This is a genomic window from Cylindrospermum stagnale PCC 7417, from assembly GCF_000317535.1.
Taxonomy (GTDB): domain Bacteria; phylum Cyanobacteriota; class Cyanobacteriia; order Cyanobacteriales; family Nostocaceae; genus Cylindrospermum; species Cylindrospermum stagnale.
In genome coordinates, this window is the sequence record NC_019757.1 from 375,813 (window position 1) to 396,370 (window position 20,558).

At 44.2% G+C, this 20,558-nt stretch carries 22 protein-coding genes, 1 tRNA gene and 2 pseudogenes; 15 read left to right on the forward strand and 10 right to left on the reverse strand.

Annotation, left to right across the window (positions count from 1 at the left end):
* Nucleotides 1–59: 59 nt before the first annotated feature.
* Nucleotides 60–467 (forward strand): universal stress protein, encoded by a 408-nt coding sequence (locus tag CYLST_RS01665; protein ID WP_015205970.1) that lies wholly within the window; start codon nucleotides 60–62, stop codon nucleotides 465–467.
* A gap of 36 nt (nucleotides 468–503) precedes the next feature.
* Here CYLST_RS01665 and CYLST_RS36630 read toward each other — a convergent pair.
* The 3 genes and pseudogenes from CYLST_RS36630 to hemW all read right to left on the reverse strand — a co-directional run.
* Nucleotides 504–752, reverse strand: a pseudogene (locus CYLST_RS36630) (transposase); the annotation flags it as partial.
* Between the two features lie 147 nt (nucleotides 753–899).
* A pseudogene (locus tag CYLST_RS36635) lies at nucleotides 900–1,157 on the reverse strand (transposase); the annotation flags it as partial.
* A gap of 106 nt (nucleotides 1,158–1,263) precedes the next feature.
* On the reverse strand, nucleotides 1,264–2,448 hold the full coding sequence (hemW, locus tag CYLST_RS01675; RefSeq protein WP_015205972.1) for a radical SAM family heme chaperone HemW: 1,185 nt from the start codon (nucleotides 2,446–2,448) through the stop codon (nucleotides 1,264–1,266).
* Nucleotides 2,449–2,696: 248 nt separating this feature from the next.
* Here hemW and CYLST_RS01680 point away from each other — a divergent pair, with 248 nt between their 5' ends.
* Complete coding sequence (locus tag CYLST_RS01680; protein ID WP_015205973.1) at nucleotides 2,697–3,773, forward strand: PIN/TRAM domain-containing protein; 1,077 nt, start codon at nucleotides 2,697–2,699, stop codon at nucleotides 3,771–3,773.
* A 5-nt stretch (nucleotides 3,774–3,778) separates the two neighbouring features.
* Nucleotides 3,779–3,961 carry a hypothetical protein gene (locus tag CYLST_RS32990; RefSeq protein WP_015205974.1) on the forward strand — a complete coding sequence of 61 codons (183 nt, stop codon included), beginning with the start codon at nucleotides 3,779–3,781 and terminating at the stop codon, nucleotides 3,959–3,961.
* Between the two features lie 266 nt (nucleotides 3,962–4,227).
* Here CYLST_RS32990 and gloA2 read toward each other — a convergent pair whose 3' ends face one another.
* Genes gloA2 through CYLST_RS01695 form a run of 3 tightly spaced genes read right to left on the reverse strand, consistent with a single transcriptional unit; the run spans nucleotide 4,228 to nucleotide 7,257 of the window.
* On the reverse strand, nucleotides 4,228–4,614 hold the full coding sequence (gene gloA2 / locus CYLST_RS01685; RefSeq protein ID WP_015205975.1) for an SMU1112c/YaeR family gloxylase I-like metalloprotein: 387 nt from the start codon (nucleotides 4,612–4,614) through the stop codon (nucleotides 4,228–4,230).
* Between the two features lie 53 nt (nucleotides 4,615–4,667).
* Nucleotides 4,668–5,948 carry a vWA domain-containing protein gene (locus CYLST_RS01690; protein WP_041232915.1) on the reverse strand — a complete coding sequence of 427 codons (1,281 nt, stop codon included), beginning with the start codon at nucleotides 5,946–5,948 and terminating at the stop codon, nucleotides 4,668–4,670.
* A gap of 52 nt (nucleotides 5,949–6,000) precedes the next feature.
* Nucleotides 6,001–7,257, reverse strand: a complete 1,257-nt coding sequence (locus tag CYLST_RS01695) for a vWA domain-containing protein (RefSeq protein WP_015205977.1) — start codon at nucleotides 7,255–7,257, stop codon at nucleotides 6,001–6,003.
* A 305-nt stretch (nucleotides 7,258–7,562) separates the two neighbouring features.
* On the opposite strand from CYLST_RS01695, the gene CYLST_RS01700 reads away from it, so the two are divergent.
* The 10 genes from CYLST_RS01700 to CYLST_RS01740 all read left to right on the forward strand — a co-directional run bounded on the left by CYLST_RS01700 (nucleotide 7,563) and on the right by CYLST_RS01740 (nucleotide 15,861).
* Nucleotides 7,563–8,225, forward strand: coding sequence for an ATP-dependent Clp protease proteolytic subunit (locus tag CYLST_RS01700; protein WP_015205978.1), 663 nt, complete (start codon nucleotides 7,563–7,565; stop codon nucleotides 8,223–8,225).
* Between the two features lie 84 nt (nucleotides 8,226–8,309).
* Nucleotides 8,310–8,903 (forward strand): ATP-dependent Clp protease proteolytic subunit, encoded by a 594-nt coding sequence (locus tag CYLST_RS01705; protein ID WP_015205979.1) that lies wholly within the window; start codon nucleotides 8,310–8,312, stop codon nucleotides 8,901–8,903.
* Between the two features lie 180 nt (nucleotides 8,904–9,083).
* A complete protein-coding gene (locus CYLST_RS01710) occupies nucleotides 9,084–9,683 on the forward strand; it encodes a J domain-containing protein (RefSeq protein ID WP_015205980.1) in 600 nt (199 codons plus the stop codon).
* A gap of 160 nt (nucleotides 9,684–9,843) precedes the next feature.
* The gene (locus CYLST_RS01715) at nucleotides 9,844–10,323 is read left to right on the forward strand and encodes a hypothetical protein (RefSeq protein WP_015205981.1); all 480 of its coding nucleotides are present in this window, start codon (nucleotides 9,844–9,846) and stop codon (nucleotides 10,321–10,323) included.
* Between the two features lie 56 nt (nucleotides 10,324–10,379).
* Nucleotides 10,380–10,868: a hypothetical protein gene (locus tag CYLST_RS01720; RefSeq protein ID WP_015205982.1), complete on the forward strand. Its 489-nt coding sequence runs from the start codon at nucleotides 10,380–10,382 to the stop codon at nucleotides 10,866–10,868.
* Nucleotides 10,869–10,952: 84 nt separating this feature from the next.
* The gene (locus CYLST_RS01725) at nucleotides 10,953–11,471 is read left to right on the forward strand and encodes a hypothetical protein (RefSeq protein ID WP_015205983.1); all 519 of its coding nucleotides are present in this window, start codon (nucleotides 10,953–10,955) and stop codon (nucleotides 11,469–11,471) included.
* 285 nt (nucleotides 11,472–11,756) lie between these two features.
* A complete protein-coding gene (locus CYLST_RS01730; protein ID WP_245587457.1) occupies nucleotides 11,757–12,629 on the forward strand; it encodes a fimbrial biogenesis chaperone in 873 nt (290 codons plus the stop codon).
* The gene (locus tag CYLST_RS01735) at nucleotides 12,586–15,234 is read left to right on the forward strand and encodes a carboxypeptidase-like regulatory domain-containing protein (protein WP_015205985.1); all 2,649 of its coding nucleotides are present in this window, start codon (nucleotides 12,586–12,588) and stop codon (nucleotides 15,232–15,234) included. Before CYLST_RS01730 ends, CYLST_RS01735 begins: the two co-directional genes overlap by 44 nt.
* Before the next feature lie 69 nt (nucleotides 15,235–15,303).
* Nucleotides 15,304–15,498 (forward strand): hypothetical protein, encoded by a 195-nt coding sequence (locus CYLST_RS34045; RefSeq protein WP_157162508.1) that lies wholly within the window; start codon nucleotides 15,304–15,306, stop codon nucleotides 15,496–15,498.
* Nucleotides 15,499–15,585: 87 nt separating this feature from the next.
* Nucleotides 15,586–15,861 carry a hypothetical protein gene (locus CYLST_RS01740; RefSeq protein ID WP_015205986.1) on the forward strand — a complete coding sequence of 92 codons (276 nt, stop codon included), beginning with the start codon at nucleotides 15,586–15,588 and terminating at the stop codon, nucleotides 15,859–15,861.
* Nucleotides 15,862–15,886: 25 nt separating this feature from the next.
* On the opposite strand, the gene CYLST_RS01745 is transcribed toward CYLST_RS01740, so the two are convergent.
* Nucleotides 15,887–16,669: a TrmH family RNA methyltransferase gene (locus CYLST_RS01745; protein ID WP_015205987.1), complete on the reverse strand. Its 783-nt coding sequence runs from the start codon at nucleotides 16,667–16,669 to the stop codon at nucleotides 15,887–15,889.
* A 55-nt stretch (nucleotides 16,670–16,724) separates the two neighbouring features.
* A tRNA-Leu gene (locus CYLST_RS01750) sits at nucleotides 16,725–16,806 on the reverse strand.
* 413 nt (nucleotides 16,807–17,219) lie between these two features.
* Here CYLST_RS01750 and murA point away from each other — a divergent pair.
* On the forward strand, nucleotides 17,220–18,593 hold the full coding sequence (gene murA / locus CYLST_RS01755) for a UDP-N-acetylglucosamine 1-carboxyvinyltransferase (RefSeq protein WP_085960565.1): 1,374 nt from the start codon (nucleotides 17,220–17,222) through the stop codon (nucleotides 18,591–18,593).
* Nucleotides 18,594–18,722: 129 nt separating this feature from the next.
* Here murA and CYLST_RS01760 read toward each other — a convergent pair whose 3' ends face one another.
* Nucleotides 18,723–18,959 carry a hypothetical protein gene (locus tag CYLST_RS01760; RefSeq protein ID WP_015205989.1) on the reverse strand — a complete coding sequence of 79 codons (237 nt, stop codon included), beginning with the start codon at nucleotides 18,957–18,959 and terminating at the stop codon, nucleotides 18,723–18,725.
* Nucleotides 18,960–19,357: 398 nt separating this feature from the next.
* On the opposite strand from CYLST_RS01760, the gene CYLST_RS01765 reads away from it, so the two are divergent.
* On the forward strand, nucleotides 19,358–19,624 hold the full coding sequence (locus CYLST_RS01765) for a helix-turn-helix domain-containing protein (protein ID WP_015205990.1): 267 nt from the start codon (nucleotides 19,358–19,360) through the stop codon (nucleotides 19,622–19,624).
* A 135-nt stretch (nucleotides 19,625–19,759) separates the two neighbouring features.
* Here the strand turns inward: CYLST_RS01765 and CYLST_RS01770 are convergent, their stop codons facing one another.
* Nucleotides 19,760–20,473 (reverse strand): Uma2 family endonuclease, encoded by a 714-nt coding sequence (locus tag CYLST_RS01770; protein WP_015205991.1) that lies wholly within the window; start codon nucleotides 20,471–20,473, stop codon nucleotides 19,760–19,762.
* Between the last annotated feature and the right edge of the window lie 85 nt (nucleotides 20,474–20,558).

The following is a 20,558-nucleotide window of genomic DNA, read 5'->3' on the forward strand; positions in this document are numbered from 1 at the left end:
ATCGTTTGGAAAGTAGAACCATCCAGATTTTACCGGAGTCAGGCGTGCGGAGGTGCGAGATGTTCAAAACAGTTCTGTTTCCAATCGATCAAAGTAGGGAAGCGCGGGAAGCTGCCGATGTGGTTGCCAACGTTGTGCAAAAGTATGGTAGCCGCTTGGTGCTGCTGTCCGTCGTGGAAGAACCCCCTCCAGACACGCCTAGTGCCGATCCGATGGTGTCTCCAGAAGTAGTTGCTAAACTGCTAGAAAATGCCCAAGCTTTATTCTCTGGGCAAGGAATTACAGCCGAAGTCTTAGAACGCCAAGGTAAACCAGCCTTTACCATCTGCGATGTTGCCGACGAAATCGCCGCAGATTTAATTATTATGGGCTGTCGCGGATTAGGCTTAACGGAAGAAGGTGCAACTGACAGTGTTACCGCGCGGGTGATTAACCTTTCTCCTTGTCCAGTATTGATTGTGCCTTAAGCGTACTGATTAATTGGGACAGGCGAGACGCCTGTCCTACGAATATTCGGATGATTTTTCAGATTCCCAGAGAAAAGGATAAGCTTCGGGATTAACAGATAAACCAGCTTGTACGGAATTTTGGCGAATATATTGCCAAGTATTCTGAAATTCTCGGTAATTCCTAATAATATGATCGTGAGATTCATCTTCCCAAACTGTACCAATGTGCTTCATCACCTTGGGAATTTGTTTCGCTGTATAGCTTTTAATGCTGTGCATAATGCTGCTAAGTGACCAATATTCCGTAGAACAGGCGTCCCGCCTGTGATTGATTAAATTTACCTCACCCTCATCATCCGTAGAACAGGCGTCCCGCCTGTGATTGATTAAATTTACCTCACCCTTATCATCCGTAGAACAGGCGTCCCGCCTGTTAACCCCCCGCCCATGATTATCAGATTTAACCCAAGGCTGAATCAATAAATGTACATGGTCTGGCATGATCACCATTGCGAAAATTTCGTATCTTTTGAGATGGAAAAATAAACAAGCATTGAGAACAATTTCTCTAGCAGATTCATTGAGTTCTAATCTTTCCCAAGTCACAAAGGTAATGTGATAGACTGAGCCATTTAATTCCCAGTGAGGTAGTTTTCTGCTGGTAATTTTGAGTTGGGGATTTTGGGGTATAGGCAAATTGTTCGACATTCGTAATTTATAGAAAGCTAAAAGTTAAATTCGTATAACAGGCGAGACGCCTGTTATTATATTAAACGCGCAGGCGGGACGCCCGCGCTACGGGTATTTTCACGCCTTATTCCCCCAATTCGGCAAATAACCCAGACAAAACGACATTAGAAAACAAAAACCCTTGGGGATCACTCAAACGCAACCTTTCCCCCACAACTTCTACCCAACCTTGTTCAAAATGCGATCGCAAACATTGATAAATTTCCTCTACCTTCCCTTCACCAAACTCCCTCGTCAACGCCGCCAAACTCACACCCTCAGCCAACCGCAACCCCAACATTAAAGTTTCTAACAAAATTTCAAGTGGTGGCGTCACTTCACAATCAATCACAGCACCAGCTTCCACCCACTGGTAATACTCCTTTGTTTTCCGGGGACGGGTGAAGCGCTTACCCTGAACGTAGCTGGCTGCACCCATACCAAAACCATAATATGGGCGATTTTCCCAATAAACCCGATTATGCCGACATTGATGTCCCGGTTGGGCATAATTGGAAATTTCATAATGTTCATAACCCGCACTCTTCAAAGCCTGCTGCGCCGTTTGGTACATTTTGACAGTGGCTTCATCCGTCGGTAAAGGATTATCTCCCGGTTGGTAGTAACGACCGAAGGCTGTTCCCGGCTCTATGGTAAGGTCATAGATAGAGATGTGCGTCGGTGCTATTGCCAAAGCCTTTGTTAACGAGTCCTGCCATTGATCTAAAGACTGATGCGGCAAACCAGAAATTAAGTCTAAACTGAATTCGGGAACCTCGACTTGGCGGATTAGTTCCACAGCTGCAAGAATGTCTACAACCGAGTGCGATCGCCCCGCAATTTTTAATAATTCTTCTTGAAAAGCCTGTACTCCCAAACTGACCCGATTCACACCCGAACTGCGATAGCCTGTTATATGTGCTAAATCAAATGTGCCAGGGTCCATTTCCATAGAAATTTCCGCACTCCTTGCAATACCAAACCGTTCCTCTAGCGCTGCCAGTATCCGTTGCAACTGTTCTGTTGATAGTAGTGAAGGAGTACCGCCACCAAAAAAAATCGTCTCTAGTGATTGACCAAAAGCTGGTGTAATAGCAATTTCTTGGCATAACACCTCAACATATTGGCAGATAGTACCAGATGTTTCGCCCCGCAAGCGATCGCCCACAACAGACACAGGAAAATCACAATAAAAACATCGCCTTCGGCAAAAGGGAATATGTACGTAAGCAGACCGGGGAATCCCAGAAAAACTAACTTTTTGACTCATTATGAGAAACAATTAAATTAACTTAATCGAGAATTATAAATAATTAAAATGAGAAGTTTGTTTACAACTTTTTATCTTATTACAACAAAACTAAGAATAATAAGAAGCGGAAACTCTTTGGTTATAATGTTTGCATATATAGCCGGCCTTTGCCTCTAGTGTAAGTCCATATTTATTAATCAATCCTACCGATGAAATAAAAAATACTTTACTCTATTGGGTAACACAGTTGTAGGGAAAAAACAACCATGCTTGATGTCATTATCATTCTCTCATTTATTCTGGCAGCGGCGGGAATAGGTTACTACAGCACCGATCTCCTCCCCACATCAACCCTAGCCGGGGTGACAAACCTCGACGCCTTACGCTTAGTTGTTGGCGTCTTTGCCGCTATCATCGGCGGTGCCATCGGGCTGAGTTTCCAGACGACATATCGTCGCCTAGAGTCGCAAATTCGAGAAATGCCACTCGAATCTATCTTAACTCGTGCCATTGGCTTAGTAATTGGGCTATTGCTAGCCAACTTAATGCTAGCCCCGCTATTTTTACTCCCCATTCCCGCAGATTTTGGATTTATTAAACCCCTAGTGGCAGTTGTCGGCAGTATTATACTTGCTGTTACTGGCATGAACTTGGCAGATACCCACGGGCGAGGTTTATTGCGGTTAATTAATCCCAACACCGTAGAAACTATGGTAGTGGAAGGAACACTCAAACCTGCCAATACCAAAGTTTTAGACACCAGTTGCATTATCGATGGACGCATTGAAGCACTCCTAGAAACCGGGTTTTTGGAAGGGGCAATAATTGTACCCCAGTTTGTCTTGCAAGAACTGCAACAAGTAGCTGATGCCAGCAAAGACCAAAAGCGGGTACGGGGACGGCGAGGACTAGAAATTCTCAACCGCATAAGAGAAGCATACCCCGATCGGATTTTGATCAACCCTGCTGACTATGAAGAGATTGCCACAGTTGACGCCAAGCTAGTCCGCTTCGCCCAAGAAATCAACGGCACTCTACTCACCAATGACTACAACTTATCTAAAGTTGCCAGTGTGCAGAAAGTGCCTGTTTTAAATGTAAATGATTTGGTGAATGCTGTTCGTCCTAGTTATTTACCTGGTGATAATCTCGATCTGAAAATTCTCAAAGAAGGTAAAGAACCTTCTCAGGGAATCGGCTACCTCGACGATGGCACAATGGTTGTTGTTGAAGAAGGTAGTAGTTATGTGGGTGGTGAATTGCGAGTTGTAGTCACCAGTGCTTTGCAGACTTCCGCCGGCAGGATGATTTTTGCTAAACCCCAAGCTTCTACATTGGCCTGAGGTAAATGTCACGTGCAATTAGAGTTAAATTATGCAATCGGTGCAGTCAAGCTGTACCGATTTTGTATCGGGTGAAGCATGAACAGGAAGGTAAATGGATTTTTGTTTGTCCTGAATGTTGGACTTTTGTCAGTGACAACAATCCATTTTATGTTTACGGCGGAACGTGGAAATCACAAAAAAAATGAATCAGGGAAACTTGATTATATTATGGGCATTTAACTTACTCACGAACATCGAAAACCTTAGATACCCGACTTCTTAAAGAAGTCGGGTATCTTGTTTTTCAAGAATGATTGAGGACTGCTATCTGTCCAATGCTGATAATTAGACAGCATCAGCTACCGTAAATTTAATTCACTCAAGATTTTGAACTAGATACACTTCTCAAATATCGTCTTGTAACCACTATTTAATGTTTTATGGAGCAAAATAACGAATACTAACTAAATAATTAGTATTCATAAATTTCTAATGGCAAATTATCAGGGTCTTTAAAGAAAGTAAATTGCTTGCCTGTGATTTCATCTATTCTGATACTTTCTACCTCGATATTGTGCGAGTTTAAATAAACAACACTTTGCTCGATATCCTCCACTGCGAAAGCCAAATGTCTTAAACCACAAGCCTCTGTATTATTGACTCTTTGAGGAGGATTGGGGAAAGAGAATAACTCAATTTGGGTATTTTCTCCCACTGTTAAATCTAATTTATATGAGTTTCTCTCGGCGCGGAATGTCTCTTGAATAATATCAAAACCTAAAACTTCTATATAAAACTTTTTTGAGCGTTCGTAGTCAGAACAAATAATAGCTATATGATGAATACCAGAGATTTTCATAATTAATTTTAATTTTGAATTTTTAAGGGCAGGCTGTTCGGCCTACCCTAAAGCTATTGGTGTAACACTGTTTTTGATGCAATCCGAGTTTTTTTACGATCGCCTTCCGATAACTCTTCACCAGCTTGCAAGCGAGTAGCTGAGGTTTGTAACACCGTCGCTGCACCCGTATCACCAATTTGCAAAGCGGTTTTGGCAGCAGTTTGCAACATTGTAGCTGCACCTGCGCGATCGCCTGCTTGCAATTTTGCCTCGGCTAACTGAGTTTGGCGATACTTAGCTAATACCAAAATAGACTGTTGCACCTGGGGATTAACCGCAGGTTGGTAAACCTTGGTGACATTGGCATACACCGGAATCATCGGCGAAAGTAAGCCTTGTTGATTCACCCCCGGATCATCGTAGCGGATTTGCAAATGCCCAATTACCTGTTTACCAAATGGCAGATTTCCCAAATAAATATTCGCTAAAACTACCCGTTCTACATCTTTCATCAAATCTCCCAAGCGGATAGCAAAGCCACCATTAGCTTCGGCTTCCACGGGTAACTCAATTGTGTCTGGGGCAACTTGGGCAATGGGTTTAAGTTCCGCTAGTCGGACATTAGGCACCAGAGACAACAGCAAGTAGGCATTGGTTAGCCCTACAGACTGAATGCGCCGAAATAGACGGCTAAATTGCTCTACAGCTTGTTCTGGGCGTTCAATGTGGGCGAGAGTACCCCCACCAGCATCAGCAATTTTTTCTAGCAGATCCTGATTCCAGTCATTACCAAATCCCAAAGTGTTGATAGTGAGGTTAACCTTAGTAGCCTTTTGGGCAAGTTCCAGACAGCGTTTGTTGTCATCTGTCCCAATTTCCCACTTCCAAATCCGCAAACCGCTATCACCATGACCATCAGTGAGGAGAAACGCTTGAGAAACAGCGCCTTTTGTGCCTTTGAGTAATTCTGTAATTCCCAAAGATAAACCTTCGGCAATTACAGTACCACCAGCAGCTTTGAGTTTATTTTGCAGTTGGGATTTGATGCTTTCGGGGTCTTGGATGATTTGGTTGGGGATAATGACCTCAGCCTTACTAGCAAAAGCGACAACTGAAAGGCGATCGCCAGCTTTCAACTGAGTCAATAATTGCTCAACTGCCCGAATTACGGTTTTGATTGCTGGCCCGTGCATGGAACCACTTTGATCGAGAATTAAACATAAATTCAGCGGCAAATTTTGGTCAAATTCACCAGCAATCGCCGAAATTGAAATTGCTAGTTGACGTTGGCTACTCGATTGCCCCACGTCAACATTAGTATCATTTAGTGCCGATAACAATTGAACTTTCATCTCAACCTTCCAGAAGACCCCCACCATACCCTGCGGATTGGTGGTGGGTAGTTTACTTAGGCGGAGTATCTTGCAACACTGTTTTGGAGACAATCCTGGTTTTCTTGCGGTCTGCTTCCGAAAGTTCTCCACCAGATTGCAACTGAGTGGCGTTCGTTTGCAACACCGTTGCTGCACCCGTATCTCCCATTTGCAAAGCTGTTTTAGCCGCAGTTTGCAGCATGGTTGCTGCACCTGCGCGATCGCCTTGTTGCAGTTTTGCCTCAGCTAACTGAGTTTGGCGATACTTAGCTAAGGCTAAAATAGACTGTTGCACCTGGCGATCAACCGCGGGTTGGTAAACCGCCGCCACATTCGCATAAATTGGGATGTTGGGGGTAAATAACCCAAATTGGTTGAGGGTGGGGTCATCGTAGCGGACTTGCAGATTGGCGATCGCTTGTTTACCTTGTGGCAACTGTCCCAGATAAATATTAGCTAAAATCACCCGTTCCGCATCTTTCATCAAATCTCCCAAACGTACCGCCAAGCGGCCATCAGCTTCTAGCTGCACTGGCAACTCAATTGTGTCTGGGGCTACTTGGGCAATGGGTTTAAGTTCCGCTAGCCGCACATTCGGCACCAGGGAGAATAGCAGATAAGCATTAGTTAACGCCACCGTTTGCATCCGTTTAAACAGGCGGCTAAATTCCTCTACTGCCTGATCTGGTTGTTGAATATAAGACAATGTCCCCAGACCAGCGTCAGCTATTTTTTCTAAAATATCTTGGTTCCAATTGTCACCAAATCCTAAAGAATTTAAAGTCAAGTTATAGCTAGCCGCCAATTGGGCAAATTTCAAACAGCGATCGTTATCACCATGTTCATTTTCCCCATCGGTTAACAAAAAAGCTTGAGAAATTCTTTCTTTTTTACCTTTTGCCAATTCCTCAATGCCCAAGCGCAAACCTTCATCAATCGCCGTTCCCCCATCAGCAGCCAAACGATTAATTTGCTGTTTGATGCGTTCTGGGTTTTCAATCAATTGATTGGAAACTAAGACTTTAGCACGGTGATCAAAAACTACAATACTGAGTCGATCTTCAGGATTGAGTCGGTCAACCAAGAGAGTTGCCGCTTTTTTAACAGTTTCTAGCGGTCTTCCCCCCATAGAGCCACTATGATCAAGAATTAAACATAAATTTAGGGGGACATGGCGATCCTGATTTTCGGCAGTTGCCGAAATCGAAATAGCTAACTGACGTTGACTGCTCTGTTGCTGCGCGTCCAAATTAGCATCATTCAGGGCAGGCTGCAAATTGACCTTCATAACCCAAAGTTCCTATCTAGGACATACATATTTATTCATAACTTCAAAACGTAACCTCAGCGCTACGGAAAACCCAGCCGACACAGATTCGCTAACATATTCAGGATATCTCAATAGCCAAGTTCTCTTGACCCAGATTGGGGACTAGGTAATTGGAAACAGACAAGGGAGAAATTTCTCCAATAATTCCCGCTTGTCCCGCTTCCAATCTTGACCATTAGAGAGAAATCCACACCTTGAACAGCGCTAGCATCGCGCTAGGATGTATTACAGTTAACGGCTATATTTTCAGGCGATCAGTTGCTATGGACATTTCCCCCATCAAGGCTGTTCAAGCCCCCTATTACGGCGATAACTTCTACCGGACACCGCCGCCAGATTTACCTTCCCTACTGTTGAAGGAGCGAATCGTCTATCTTGGGATGCCACTGGTACCTGCTGTCACGGAATTGATCGTCGCCGAATTGCTATATTTACAGTCCGACGACCCCGAAAAGCCAATCAAAATCTACATCAACTCCACCGGTACCTCCGGTTACAGTGGCGAACCCATTGGCTTTGAAACAGAAGCTTTCGCCATCTTTGACACCATGAAGTATATCAAGCCCCCCATCCACACTATCTGTGTCGGTTCAGCGATGGGTATGGCAGCGATGCTTCTCAGTGCTGGCACAAAAGGTTGCCGCGCCAGTTTACCCAACTCCTCCATTATCCTGCACCAGCCAAAGAGCTACGCCCAAGGACAAGCAACGGATATTCAAATTCGGGCGAGGGAAGTTTTGGTAAACAAGGGGTCAATAGTTGATATTTTGTCTCGCACCACCGGACAGGCAACCGAAAAAATTATCAAAGACATGGATCGTCTGTTATACATGACTCCTTACCAAGCTAAGGAGTATGGTCTGATTGACCGAGTCTTTGAAAAAGAAGAACTCGCCAATCCCCCACTCCCTGCTAGCGTACTCTAAATCGTCACGAGTCATTTGTCTTTGATAGTTCACCAATGGCTAATGACTAATGACTAATAACTAATTACAAACGGAGTAACGAAGATGCCTATAGGCGTGCCTAAAGTCCCTTACCGGATGCCCGGTGGTCAGTATACAGATTGGATTAGCATCTACGATCGCCTTTACCGGGAGAGAATTATCTTCCTGGGGCGGGATATTGATGACGAAATTGCCAACCAAATTATCGCTGTCTTGCTGTATCTGGACTCTGATGATCCAGGTAAAGACATCTTTTTATACATCAATTCCCCAGGTGGCATGGTCACCTCTGGCTTGGCAATTTATGACACGATGCAACACATCAAATCTGATGTGGTAACAATTTGCGTCGGTTTGGCGGCTTCAATGGGATCTTTCCTACTAGCAGCTGGTACCAAGGGCAAACGGATGGCTTTGCCCCACTCGCGGATTATGATCCACCAACCTTCTGGTGGCACCCGTGGGCAAGCAAGCGATATCGAAATTGAAGCTAGAGAGATTCTCCGGATTCGTCACCAACTGAATCAAATTTATGCTGACAACACCGGTCAAATCATCACCAAGATTGAAAAGGACATGGATCGCGACTTTTTCATGTCTGCCCAAGAGGCTAAAGAATACGGTCTGATTGACCGTGTGATTGAAGAGCGTCCGTAACGTTTTAGCCGTCAACTGGGAGGGAGATGAGGATAACTCCCTTTCTCCCCCTCATCCATCGCCCTCAAGACAAAGTGTCAAGTGAGAACTTGCAATTATAAAATTATTCTTTATCATTAAGAGTTCAAGCGTTTAGCTGATATCTAACTAACTTAATATTCGTGCTTGTAATAGCTGAAGATGGATCTCGGAGATTGCTACCGTTTATTGGGTTTAAGATCGGGGGCCTCTTTTGTCGAAATCAAAGCGTCTTACCGACGACTGGTGCAACAATATCATCCCGATCTCAACCCAGATGATACAAAAGCTAAAGAAAAATTTATTGCTTTGACAGAGGCTTACAAACTCTTGCAGACGGTAGTATTGCCAGACAAGAAAGCCCAAAATTCAGGTAAAGCGTCAATATCTGATGACATTAAAGTAACGCCCCCGCAGCCAGCACCATCGACAACAGCAGTACCACAGCCGGCGAATCTATCAGCAATAGAACAGCGGCTGAAGTGGAAGACTTATGAACAGTTGCAGCGGTTTTTGCAAGAAAAACAGTTTCCCCAAGCGATCGCATTAGTCGAAGCTTTAGCGGCCCGGTTACCAACAGATGCAGAAGTTCGTCAGTGGCAAGCGATCGCCTATCAAATTTGGGGAAGGGCGCTAATTGGCGACAACCAGCTGCTCAAAGCCAGAATTTATCTCAAAAAAGCCCTGAAGACAGACCCCAAGAACAAAACTCTGTGGCAAGAGGTGCAACGCGATTTCCAGCGCTTAGAGCAGATTTTTTAAGATTTTTTTTTACCTAATTTTCACAAATAAAGCATTTTTATGAAATTTGCTTCCCTGTTCTCTCTTTGCGTATTAGCACTGTGGACTTAGTGTATATTAATAGCTAGCCTAGATTAAGGTGCCAATGCAAAATAAGACTGACAAATAAGGCAGTTTACTAATGTTTTACCGTCTGGCGCTAACCACTAGCTTAATGCTGGCCAGTGCCTTCGCTCTAGATCGTGCTGCCCTAGCTCAAAGCGTAGACATTCCCTTTAATGGGGTCGTTCCCATTCAAGCTACCTTCAGTACTCCTGTTATCGGTACTGCTGAACCAAGTATTTCTGGCAGTTCTGATGAAACACCGACACAGTTGGAATCACAAACTCCTGCCACCATCGGCGTAGCAAGCAGCACCCCTACCACTATTACTGTTTCACCTCCCCGCTTTGTCTCTGGGCCTACTAGCGATCCCCCAGGAACAACCTACATAGGATTTTTAACCTTTGGTTCAACCAGCGTTCGTAGTGATGTTGGTGGCGGAAGTGCAGCGTTGCCTACGGGTAGCACCAATTTGCAAGTAAATATGTTGGTAGAGCGGCCAGACTCGTTTACACCGGGAACTTATACCTACGCAGTTACCTTAACTATTACTCCATAAGTGTTTTTCTTGTTAATGACTTGGTGCAATCCTAATTCCTGAAAAAGCATTTACAAATGATTCGTCATTCTTTATTCACTGCTGCTTTGATACTTGCGGCTAGCGCTGCTGCTGCTCCCAAGACAATGGCACAAACTGTAGATATTCCTTTCGCTGGAACAGTCGGCGGTGGTTGTACCTTTGACACTCCCATTGCTGGGATTTTGGCAGTACAGGGCCCAGTCGGGACTCCAACAAGTCTCAGAGGTGACTCTTTTATTAATGGTGGATCTCGTGGCAAGGTCAATGTTGTCTGTAGTCAACCTGCAAGCCTGACTGTATCCCTACCAGTGCAGACAGGAGGGCCTACTTTCACACCAATTTTCTCAGATGCGTCTGTTGAGTCACCAGCTGGTGTTACTAGTTCCTTTCCTGGTTCTAGTCCTATCCCGCTTCCTTCTAATGCTACTGGCACTCCCTTGGAGGTGAAGATGTTTGTAGATAAGGGCAGCACTTTACAAGCAGGAAATTACCAGTACAACGTGACTCTGACGATTGTTCCGTAGTAGGTTCTCAAGTTCACATGACTGAGTTTGATTATTCCTATTGATGACTCTGTACAACCCTAATTTTTGAAGAAGGATTTAAAAATGATTCGTCGTTCTTTATTGACTGCTGCTTTCGTCCTTGTGGGTAGTGCTGCTGTAGCCGAGAGTGCCTTTGCTCAAATAGCTGGTCCAAGTATTGATGTTAACTTTACAGGAACTGTGCAAGGTATTTGTGGCTTCGGTGCTGTCACAAATGGCAACTTGGCTGCTGAAGGTTCCGGCCCAATAGGCGCTTATCAACTCAGTTCAGTAATCCCTGGCGGTTCAGCCGGTCAGGTGACAGTTAACTGCAACCAATCTGCTAACCTGCAAATCTCTAATCCCATTCAAACAGGAGGTCCTGGAGGAAATCAATCTGGGGCATCGGTCAGTTCACCTAACGGTTCTAGAAGTGTAGGCGTTCCTATTCCTTCTTTGCCTGGTGGTGGTACTGGTCCTCTGTTTCTCAATCCTGGTTCTACACCACTCACTGTAAATTTAGGAGTAGTACCATCTGCTGGTAATCCTTATTTACAGCCAGGAAACTACGCATATAAAGTGACCTTAACCGTCACACCATAGAATTTCTCAAGCTTGCTGCAAATAGGTTTTAAATATCTTGTCGTTGCCGGCAAGATATTTTCCTACAGTTATAAATTTATAGGACTTACGCACCGTATAAATTTACCAAACCGGTAGGGTGCGTTCCCTAACGCACGAATTAGTCAGAGGATGCAACAAACCAGTAGGGTGCGTTCCCTAACGCACTTTCTTAGAACCTTTAATGACACAAACCATACCCCATATCTGCTATTTCTTGTCCGTTAAGTCCTAATTTATCTGTAGGACAAGAATTTTCTCTCGTATTTGGGAACTATAAATTCACTGCTAGATTTATTTGCCGTCATCATCAATATGTTTCGTCATAATTGGTTTTCTCTAGCTCTTGGCGCTAGTTTATCTACCTTAGTTCTGTTTCCTAGTGCTGCTAAAGCACAAATGAGTGTTTCTCCCCTGGTGATTGAGGCCAAAGCCGAACGGGGACAAGCCCAAGGAATAATCACGGTGACAAATACCAGCAATACTCCCTCTCGTGTTCGTGTTTACGCACAACCTTTCACATATAGCCGCGATACAGGGTTTCAAACTTTACCCGATAGTCCCAGTGACTTGACGAATTATCTGCAATTTTCGCCCCGTGAGTTGACAATCAAACCGGGAGAAAGTCGCCGAGTGCGTCTCATTAGTCGCTTGGCTCCTAATTTACCTGATGGGGAATATCGAGCGGTAGTGTTTAATGAAACCCTCACCGAAGCTAAGGATGATGCTGGGAATAATGTGGCTTTGGTGGCGCGAATTGGCGTGACATTTTATGTCAGAAAAGGCAATCTTTCTCCCGACTTAGCGGTTGATAATGCCAGTTTGAATCCAGAGCAAAAACAAATTCAACTTTTAATTCGCAATAGCGGACAAGCAACTGTTCGCCCTAGTGTAATTTGGACGTTACGCCGTGGGGAAACTGTTGTTAAGACTGGGCAGGTAGAGGCTAGTGCTGTGGTGGCAAATAGCGATCGCCATTTTTTATTAAATTATCCCAGCAAAGACCAGCCAGCCCTAACGAATGGCGAATATCAGCTTAGTGGAGAATTGACATGGGGAGAAGATAACAAAAAAACTAAGTTGCCATTCAATGTAAATGTTGCCATTCCCGCCCAATCTCCTACATCCAATAAGAAATAAGATTATTCTGCTTGCCGTAATTCCTATTATCTGCCAAATTATTATCACCCCAGCTAGGGCAGATAATTCGATTATTACCAATCCCCAAAATATCCAATTACCCGATAAAACAGGGGAATTTATCGTATTTCCCGTCGGTTTAAATCTGGGTAAACGCAATGTTAATCCTAGTGTTTTGGTGCGGGGAAAAGAAGATGGTTCTCAGTCAATTAATTTTGAGAATTGGCTGTTACCTTATGACACTATAATTCAAGCTTTGAAATTAAATGTCACAACTTTACCAGATGGTCAATTAGAACTGCGATCACCTGGTGTTGTGACTCGCATCGACCCAAAAAAACTTCGTACTGATCCAGAACTGGGATTAGTCTTGGCAATACAAGATTTACAAACTCTATTTGGAGTTACAGCAAAATTCGATATCAACGAATACGCCATTATTTTAGATGTTCCTTGGTTGAATCAATCTAGTAGTCAACAAATAGAAAAAGAACCGCTGATTCAACTAGCCGGATTACCCAAGATTACCCCAGCAAATTTTAGTGTAGCAGCAATTGAACAAAAGGTAACTGCTACTGGTGGTGACATTACCCCAACAACTTATAGAGGTGATTTAATTGCTGTCGGTAGCGCTTTTGGTGGTTCCTGGTTCCTTCGCACCAATCAACCAAATTTAGAAGATCAGCAAACTTGGAATATTGGCGAGGCGCAGTTTTTGCGACAAACTAATTACACTGATTATTTTGTTGGTTCTCAGCCAACTTTTTGGCGAAGTCAAGGAACAGGAAATTATTGGGGTTTCACATATATTCAAAGACAAGGATTTACACCGCCTCAACCCTTCAGCGGTGGTTTTGTCGATCCTCGTCAACGGCTACAAGCAGCAGCGATTGGACGCACTATTTCTGGTAAAGCTGAACCAGGTACTTTGGTGAGACTAGTACAAGGTTTTGGCGAACGCGCAATTGCCGAAATTTTAGTTGATTCCTCAGGGATTTATCGCTTTGACAATATTAAAACTGATAATCAATTTTTCAGCAGCAATTATCGCGTTTTATTATATCCCCAAGGGCGACTCACAGCCCAACCAGAGATTCGCGAGGCGGCTTACTCGACAGTTCCAGGACAATTACCCGCAGGTGCTTCAGCGTTGATAGTTTCTAGTGGGTTGCAGCGGGACTTTTTGGGAAATCAAAGTCTGTTAGGCAACTTTGCTAATTTTCGGGGGGGAATTGCTGGGCGTTGGGGTTTATCGGAGAATTTAACGGTAGGCTTAGGTGCAATATACGACGAATCGTCTAAAGCCTTAGCAGAATTATTTTATCGTCCGACAAACTTGCCCTTCCAGGTAGCAGTGTCAGCACTGATGGGTAGTGAGTGGGATATAAACGCAGATATTCGCTACGATCCATCTACTAATTTAAGTGCTGCATTCACAAGCGATCGCTTCTCTAACCGTTTTAATCTCAATTGGCGAGTTTTTCCTAGCCTCAGCTTATTTACCCTGACAGACTCCCGTGATGCGACATCTGGGGGTGTGCAAATAAACTTAAGTGGCAAAGATATCTTTACTTTTGCCCGTGTTAGCTTCGATAGTAAAAATCGGTTGCGGTGGAATTTGCAGCAACGGCTGGGTAAATTAGAACTAACACAGCGGGGAAATGAAATTGGCACTTTGTCGGAACTCACCTACAAGTTATCGACAAATAGCTTGTTGGATTCAGGAAACACCCTGCTGTTAAGTTACGAAACCAGCAATCAACTCCGCAGCGACAATTTACTAAACTTGGGTTGGCGCTATCGTTCAGAAAATAGAGCAATTGATGGTAATTTTCTTTGGGAAGTGCAGCTAGGTTATGGCATTGGTTCCCAAGGTAACGGCTTAATTGCGGCATTAGGAACAACAGTGTTACCGGGTTTGCTGTTGCGTGGACGTTATCAAGGAGTATCGCTAACGAACGAACAAGCAACCTTTAGTCTAGACTTAGTTTCTGGTTTGAGCTTACAACAAGGCATCACCCCAAGCGATCGCCGTTCGGAATACTTTCGCACCCAAGGCGGTTTGTTGATTCAACCCTTCTTTGACGGCAATAATAACGGCAAACGCGATGCTGGGGAAGAAGTCTATGTCAAAAACCCAGAAACTCTACTAACCATCAATAATCGTTCCATCAAATCTTTTCAACCAGATATCCAAGGCGATGATCGCATTTTATTACGGATGCCACCAGGAACTTACCGCCTCGATTTAGATCCCGCAGGTTTCCCCCCCGATTGGCAAGCTACAGTTGAGGCATTAGCGATAGATGTCGTCGCTGGCAGTTATACCCCTGTAGTCATCCCACTGATTCGAGCTTACACACGTTCGGGCGTTGTCACCGATGCCCAAGGTAAGGCAGTTGCCGGCGCACGGGTAGAAGCAATACAACAGGAACAGGGAACGCGGCGTTTTTCTGTCACCAACGGGGCTGGAGTATATTATTTAGAAGGTTTACCACAGGGTAACTATAGCTTGCAAATCAACGGTAAATCAGTTGCTAGCTTGAAACTAGAGCAATCCTCAGAACCATTTCAAGAACTAAATCTGCAACAACCCTCTAATTAGAATTACAGCGATTTTCGGGTAAATAAACCACGCAGTAGGGAACATTGCTCATATTTAGATTAAGCCGAGATGATCTGGAACCAAATTTATCACTTACCGTCACCTAGCAATAATGATGCCTGTGACTATCTCCTAGGGCGCAACTTGGTAAGTTTGGTAGTAGCCATAGCTTGTGCAGTCGTCGCCAGCTTTATCGCCTCTAGACAGCAGCTAAGTTTCATCGTCACGTTGGCTAATTTTGCCGTCAAGCCTTTTAGTGTGTAAAGTTGAGACAGCAGTAACCAGTTCTGGATATCTAGCTACAGCTATTCTGCAAAAAAATTTCCAGTGTTAGCAACTGCAATTAAGGTTATGCAAGTACATCAGAGTTCTCTAGTCAAGATTATGGAGCAAAATCAGGATCATCAGCGCCGCGCCGCTGCTCAAGAGTTTCAGAAAGCTCTTGAGCAGTTGGAGGGTATCTTACAAGAAAATCCAACTGAGGATGAAGTAACACCAGGCTTGCATACTGGTAATGCCAGTGATGAAGAATTGTGTGAAAACTTGGGGCTTATTGATCTAGCTGCTTTTGAGGATGCAGTTGCTGATATCGAAAAATATCTAGAAGAAAGAACAAAAAGAAAGTAAGCCTTAAAAGATAAATTTTAATTGCTCACTGATAAATTCTTTGCCGCTGCGCTTCATATAACATTAAAGCCGCGGCGATCGCCACATTCAAGGATTCTACACCGGGGCTGAGGGGAATTTTGACTTGCTGATCGGCGATCGCTACTAAATCGGCTGACAAACCAGCACCCTCATTCCCTAACAAAATCAAACTTGGTTTTCGCCAGTCTATCTGCCAATAAGTGGAAGTTGCACTCGCCATTGTTGCCACCACCTGCATTCCCGCCTGCTGACTTTGTTGGACTGTGGCTTTTAAGTCTTCGCTCACTGCCATCTCTAGGCGGAACCATTGCCCCGCAGAGGCACGTAACACCTTTGGATTCTCTAACTCCACACTATCCCCACTCAGCCACAACCCTGATGCGCCAGCCGCCGCCGCCGTGCGAATGATTGTCCCCAAGTTGCCCGGATCTTGCACAGTTTCCAAAGCTAGGACTAACCCAGTTAACGGCACTTGTGTTTGGCGATCGCTTCTTTTTGCCGCCGCCACCACACCATCCGGTTGCACAGTCGTCGCCATCGCCGCTAAAACTTCCTCACTGACAATTTCTGTGCGATCGCACCGACTACAAGCCTCCTGCCACAACAGCGGATGATTTGCTTGCCATTGGGGAGTACAACACACTACAGCTAACGGGTAATTCACCGCACAAGCTTCCTCTAGCAGGTGCGTCCCTTCCAACAAAAATAACTCTTGCCTGTGGCGCTCCTTGGTGGAGTGCAGTTTGCGAATTTGCTTAACTAGGGTATTTTGTAAACTTGTCAACACAATCTTAGTATTTTAGATTTTGGATTTTAGATTAATCCAAAATCCAAAATTGATATGCGGAACCCGGGACTTGAACCCGGAAGCCTTGCGGCACTAGAACCTGAATCTAGCGCGTCTGCCAATTCCGCCAGTTCCGCTGGCATTTGTTTCTTATCGACAATTTCTAATTATTGCGTAATAATTTCAGTCTGTCAAGCTTATGGCTATAGCTGTTTCACGAGTGAGCAATTTAGGCCCGTTGCCTGATGTTGGGGGTTAGGGATAAAGATGCATTTCTCAATCCCCAAACCTCAGTATTTAGGGAACATAGCTGTACTGTCACTGAGTATTGAGTTTTGCCCAATGGGTATATTGGGGTATTCTTCTTGATGAGAAATTACCAATGCCCAAAAAGCTTACTACTAATTACTTTCAGCCATTAGTTTCCACAGGACAAAACATTTATTGCTCTAATCCATAGCAGCAAAATGTAGACAAACGGATTCTTTACTGTAGAATCAAAACCAACTTCAAACCTTTAATATTACGTACTTTTTTTGGAGGTAGGCTTATTAATTCTTCTAGCAGCTTACCAGATGCCAAGTCATCACCTGAAGCAGACTCCTCAGTCTTGCAAATATGGGGTGGGCATCCTTTGCGAGGTCATGTAAGAATTAGCGGGGCAAAAAATTCAGCATTGGTGATCATGGCTGGAGCCTTGCTTTGTTCGGGAGATTGTCGTATCCGCAATGTTCCCTTATTAGCGGATGTAGAGCGCATGAGCCAGGTTTTATTGGCTTTAGGTGTGCGCCTAACAAGACAAGGCGACATTTTAGAGATCAATGCCAGCGAAATTACCACATCCAAAGCTCCATACGAACTAGTTACCCAATTACGGGCTAGTTTCTTTGCCATTGGCCCAATTTTAGCCAGACTAGGGGTGGCACAAATGCCCTTACCAGGCGGTTGTGCCATCGGCGCCAGACCGGTTGATTTGCATGTCCGGGGACTGCAAGCAATGGGGGCAGAAGTGCAAATTGAACATGGCATTTGTAATGCCTATGTTCCTGGTGCCACTGGCCGATTAAAGGGAGCCAAGATTTACTTGGACAGCCCTAGTGTGGGTGCGACAGAAACCTTGATGATGGCAGCTACCCTAGCGGATGGCGAAACCATTATCGAAAATGCCGCACGGGAACCAGAAGTAGCCGATTTGGCTAATTTCTGTAAAGCGATGGGAGCCAAGATTTACGGTGCGGGGACGGGTACGATTACCATCGTCGGTGTTCCCCAATTGCATTCTCTCGACTACACAATCATTCCCGATCGCATTGAGACAGGAACTTTTTTAGTCGCTGGAGCAATCACTCGTTCTGAACTAACCTTGTCGCCTGTAGTTCCAGACCATTTAATCCCAGTAATTGCCAAGTTACGAGACATCGGCGTGCCAATCATTGAAGAAGCGCCCGATTGCTTACGCATTCTGCCAGCGGAAACCTTGAGAGCAACGGATATTGAAACCTTGCCTCATCCAGGGTTTCCCACGGATATGCAAGCACCGTTCATGGCTTTGCTGACACTGGCGGAAGGCGACAGCTTGATTAACGAATCAGTCTTTGAAAATCGCTTACGTCATGCTTCTGAGTTAAATCGCTTGGGGGCAGATATTCGCATCAAAGGCAATGCGGCCTTCGTCCGAGGAGTGCCAACTTTGTCGGGGGCACCAGTATTAGGCACAGACTTGCGGGCATCAGCAGCATTAGTCATAGCCGGACTAGCAGCATCTGGACAAACCACAATTCAAGGCTTGCATCACTTAGATCGCGGCTACGATCGCCTCGATATGAAGTTACAGCAATTAGGCGCTAAAATCCTGCGTGTGGGTGATACGTCACCAGATGCAGAATTACTTGCCAGCACTCCCCCGGCGTCGGTCTCATTGTAGGGTTAGCGGATGAAAGCCGACCTCCTTCTATGGTGGTATTTGGTTACTTAATGGCGATCGCATCCACCTGCTGATCAAAAAGCTGCTTGGAAACTTTCGCCATTAACTTACTTTGCAAATTCTTACCGTTCAACAACCGCTCTCATCAGAGTGCCGATGATGGCGGATTGTCTTAGCCACTGCATCTACATTTGCTTGTATAAATGGGTTATCAAGGTACTTGGTCAAGGTTTCGATGAGTTTTGCGGCAATCAAACAAGACTCATCTAATGTTAGGTCTGGATGCCGTTGTTTGATTTGCTCTGCAAGAGTCGTCAATTTTTCATTGACAATTGATGCTGCGTTTTCTGTAACGAAGGTTATCATTGTAGTTATTGTGTTGATTTAATTGAATTTCAGAAAAACACCAGCGCAGTTTTCCACCAACTACGCTGGTGTGTTACTTTCTGACGAATTTCGGCAGAAGCCTTATCGATGTTGATGGGAAAAAATCACTAGCATTGCCACAAGCTAGCGATAATCAAAGCAGTTATTGATACACTAAAAGAGTTTTAGGTTTTGATTTTCGTCTAAATATCTCCTAACTAAGGACAGGAAGCAGGACAGACACCTGTACCTTTTCCTGAAAATGAATGAAAGACTTTTAGAAAACCAGCTAAAATAACTGTTTCTTCCCGATTCGGTTAAATTGGCTGGATTCTGGTCGTTTGTTACTAGGCAAATTAACTAGCTAAATAACTAGGCGCATTGCCTAGTTAAAATGTATGGTAAAAAAGAGAAAACGTCAACCCCATAATTCAGCGGAGGTAATTGTGCCGTTAAAGGCGATACGTGAACAGCTTGGTATGACTCAAGCTGAGTTTGCTGTTGCAATTGGTATAGACCCTTCTACCGTTAGCCGCTGCGAACGAGGCATTAGTGAACCTAGCCTGACAATTTTGCAAACAAAGCGATTATGCAAGCTGGTAGAAAAGGGTTTAGATGAACTACCCGACTATTTAGGGAAGCATCCAGAAGAAAGTATGAGCTAGTTGTGAAATTAGCGATCGCGCATGATCAAAACAAGTCTTCAATTAAGCGTAATTGCTCTTCAGGGATGAGAGTTTGAGCCTGCTGTAATACCTCTTGATAATTAGATATAAACCTTCTCTATTTACATTTAGCTTTTACAATTGCTCTATATCAACACCCAAATCCCGCAACCTTTGGGCTAATTGTGCAGTTCGTTGTCGTTCCTGCTCTAACAGTGATTCTGCTTGTTCAGCGTGTTCCTTACCAGTGGGGATAATATTTCCCTCTTGATCACACCAACGCAACCAAATATCCTCCACACCTTCAAATTCTCCGCGCCACAAAGTTAAACCTAATTCAACTTGTTCTAACCAAGGTTCGCTCAATTCCACATAATGAGCTTCTCTTAACCCATACACCCGCAAAGGAATATTACCTAATTGTTGCAAAGGGTCAAATACCACATAATAAGCTACAGCTATTTGAGCATAATCTTTCAACTTGCTGCCAAGTTCATTTTCTTCCTTATTAGAAACAATTTCAATTACAACTTCTGGAGGTTTGCCAAACTCCCAGAAAAAATAAGAGCGATGTTCCTTTTGATTCCAGTCCGGGGGAATTTGCACATTCAGGCTGACAAAAACATCAGGTACTAATGGCGGTTGACGTAAAGCGTAGAACAAACCCACATTAGCTGCTACTAAAAACCTCTGGGAATTATTCAGTGTCACCCAAGAACTGTAAAGACTTTCCGTTAACAGGCGCTGTTGCTTTTCCGAAAGCAGGTTATCAACAGGCGTATCATCTTCAGTGACAATGTGGCTGATGTCAACAGAAGTTACAGTCTCGTCTATGAGAACTTCAGACATACTTAAATACCACTTTTAGAAAGTTTTAAACTTCAGAGGTGCATTCCCTATTTATATATTTATCCGATTTTTAGGAAAAATCCCC

What these genes read in the sequence shown, in the direction of transcription:
- CYLST_RS01740 (WP_015205986.1), top strand. Translation starts at nt 15,586, where the DNA reads ATGCAAGTACATCAGAGTTCTCTAGTCAAGATTATGGAGCAAAATCAG.
- CYLST_RS01700 (WP_015205978.1), top strand. Translation starts at nt 7,563, where the DNA reads ATGGACATTTCCCCCATCAAGGCTGTTCAAGCCCCCTATTACGGCGAT.
- CYLST_RS01770 (WP_015205991.1), bottom strand. Translation starts at nt 20,473, where the DNA reads ATGTCTGAAGTTCTCATAGACGAGACTGTAACTTCTGTTGACATCAGC.
- CYLST_RS01725 (WP_015205983.1), top strand. Translation starts at nt 10,953, where the DNA reads ATGATTCGTCGTTCTTTATTGACTGCTGCTTTCGTCCTTGTGGGTAGT.
- CYLST_RS01760 (WP_015205989.1), bottom strand. Translation starts at nt 18,959, where the DNA reads ATGATAACCTTCGTTACAGAAAACGCAGCATCAATTGTCAATGAAAAA.
- CYLST_RS01665 (WP_015205970.1), top strand. Translation starts at nt 60, where the DNA reads ATGTTCAAAACAGTTCTGTTTCCAATCGATCAAAGTAGGGAAGCGCGG.
- CYLST_RS01710 (WP_015205980.1), top strand. Translation starts at nt 9,084, where the DNA reads ATGGATCTCGGAGATTGCTACCGTTTATTGGGTTTAAGATCGGGGGCC.
- gloA2 (WP_015205975.1), bottom strand. Translation starts at nt 4,614, where the DNA reads ATGAAAATCTCTGGTATTCATCATATAGCTATTATTTGTTCTGACTAC.
- CYLST_RS01765 (WP_015205990.1), top strand. Translation starts at nt 19,358, where the DNA reads ATGGTAAAAAAGAGAAAACGTCAACCCCATAATTCAGCGGAGGTAATT.
- CYLST_RS01680 (WP_015205973.1), top strand. Translation starts at nt 2,697, where the DNA reads ATGCTTGATGTCATTATCATTCTCTCATTTATTCTGGCAGCGGCGGGA.
- CYLST_RS01705 (WP_015205979.1), top strand. Translation starts at nt 8,310, where the DNA reads ATGCCTATAGGCGTGCCTAAAGTCCCTTACCGGATGCCCGGTGGTCAG.
- CYLST_RS32990 (WP_015205974.1), top strand. Translation starts at nt 3,779, where the DNA reads ATGTCACGTGCAATTAGAGTTAAATTATGCAATCGGTGCAGTCAAGCT.
- CYLST_RS01720 (WP_015205982.1), top strand. Translation starts at nt 10,380, where the DNA reads ATGATTCGTCATTCTTTATTCACTGCTGCTTTGATACTTGCGGCTAGC.
- CYLST_RS01695 (WP_015205977.1), bottom strand. Translation starts at nt 7,257, where the DNA reads ATGAAGGTCAATTTGCAGCCTGCCCTGAATGATGCTAATTTGGACGCG.
- CYLST_RS01715 (WP_015205981.1), top strand. Translation starts at nt 9,844, where the DNA reads ATGTTTTACCGTCTGGCGCTAACCACTAGCTTAATGCTGGCCAGTGCC.
- hemW (WP_015205972.1), bottom strand. Translation starts at nt 2,448, where the DNA reads ATGAGTCAAAAAGTTAGTTTTTCTGGGATTCCCCGGTCTGCTTACGTA.
- CYLST_RS34045 (WP_157162508.1), top strand. Translation starts at nt 15,304, where the DNA reads ATGATCTGGAACCAAATTTATCACTTACCGTCACCTAGCAATAATGAT.
- CYLST_RS01690 (WP_041232915.1), bottom strand. Translation starts at nt 5,948, where the DNA reads ATGAAAGTTCAATTGTTATCGGCACTAAATGATACTAATGTTGACGTG.
- CYLST_RS01735 (WP_015205985.1), top strand. Translation starts at nt 12,586, where the DNA reads ATGTTGCCATTCCCGCCCAATCTCCTACATCCAATAAGAAATAAGATT.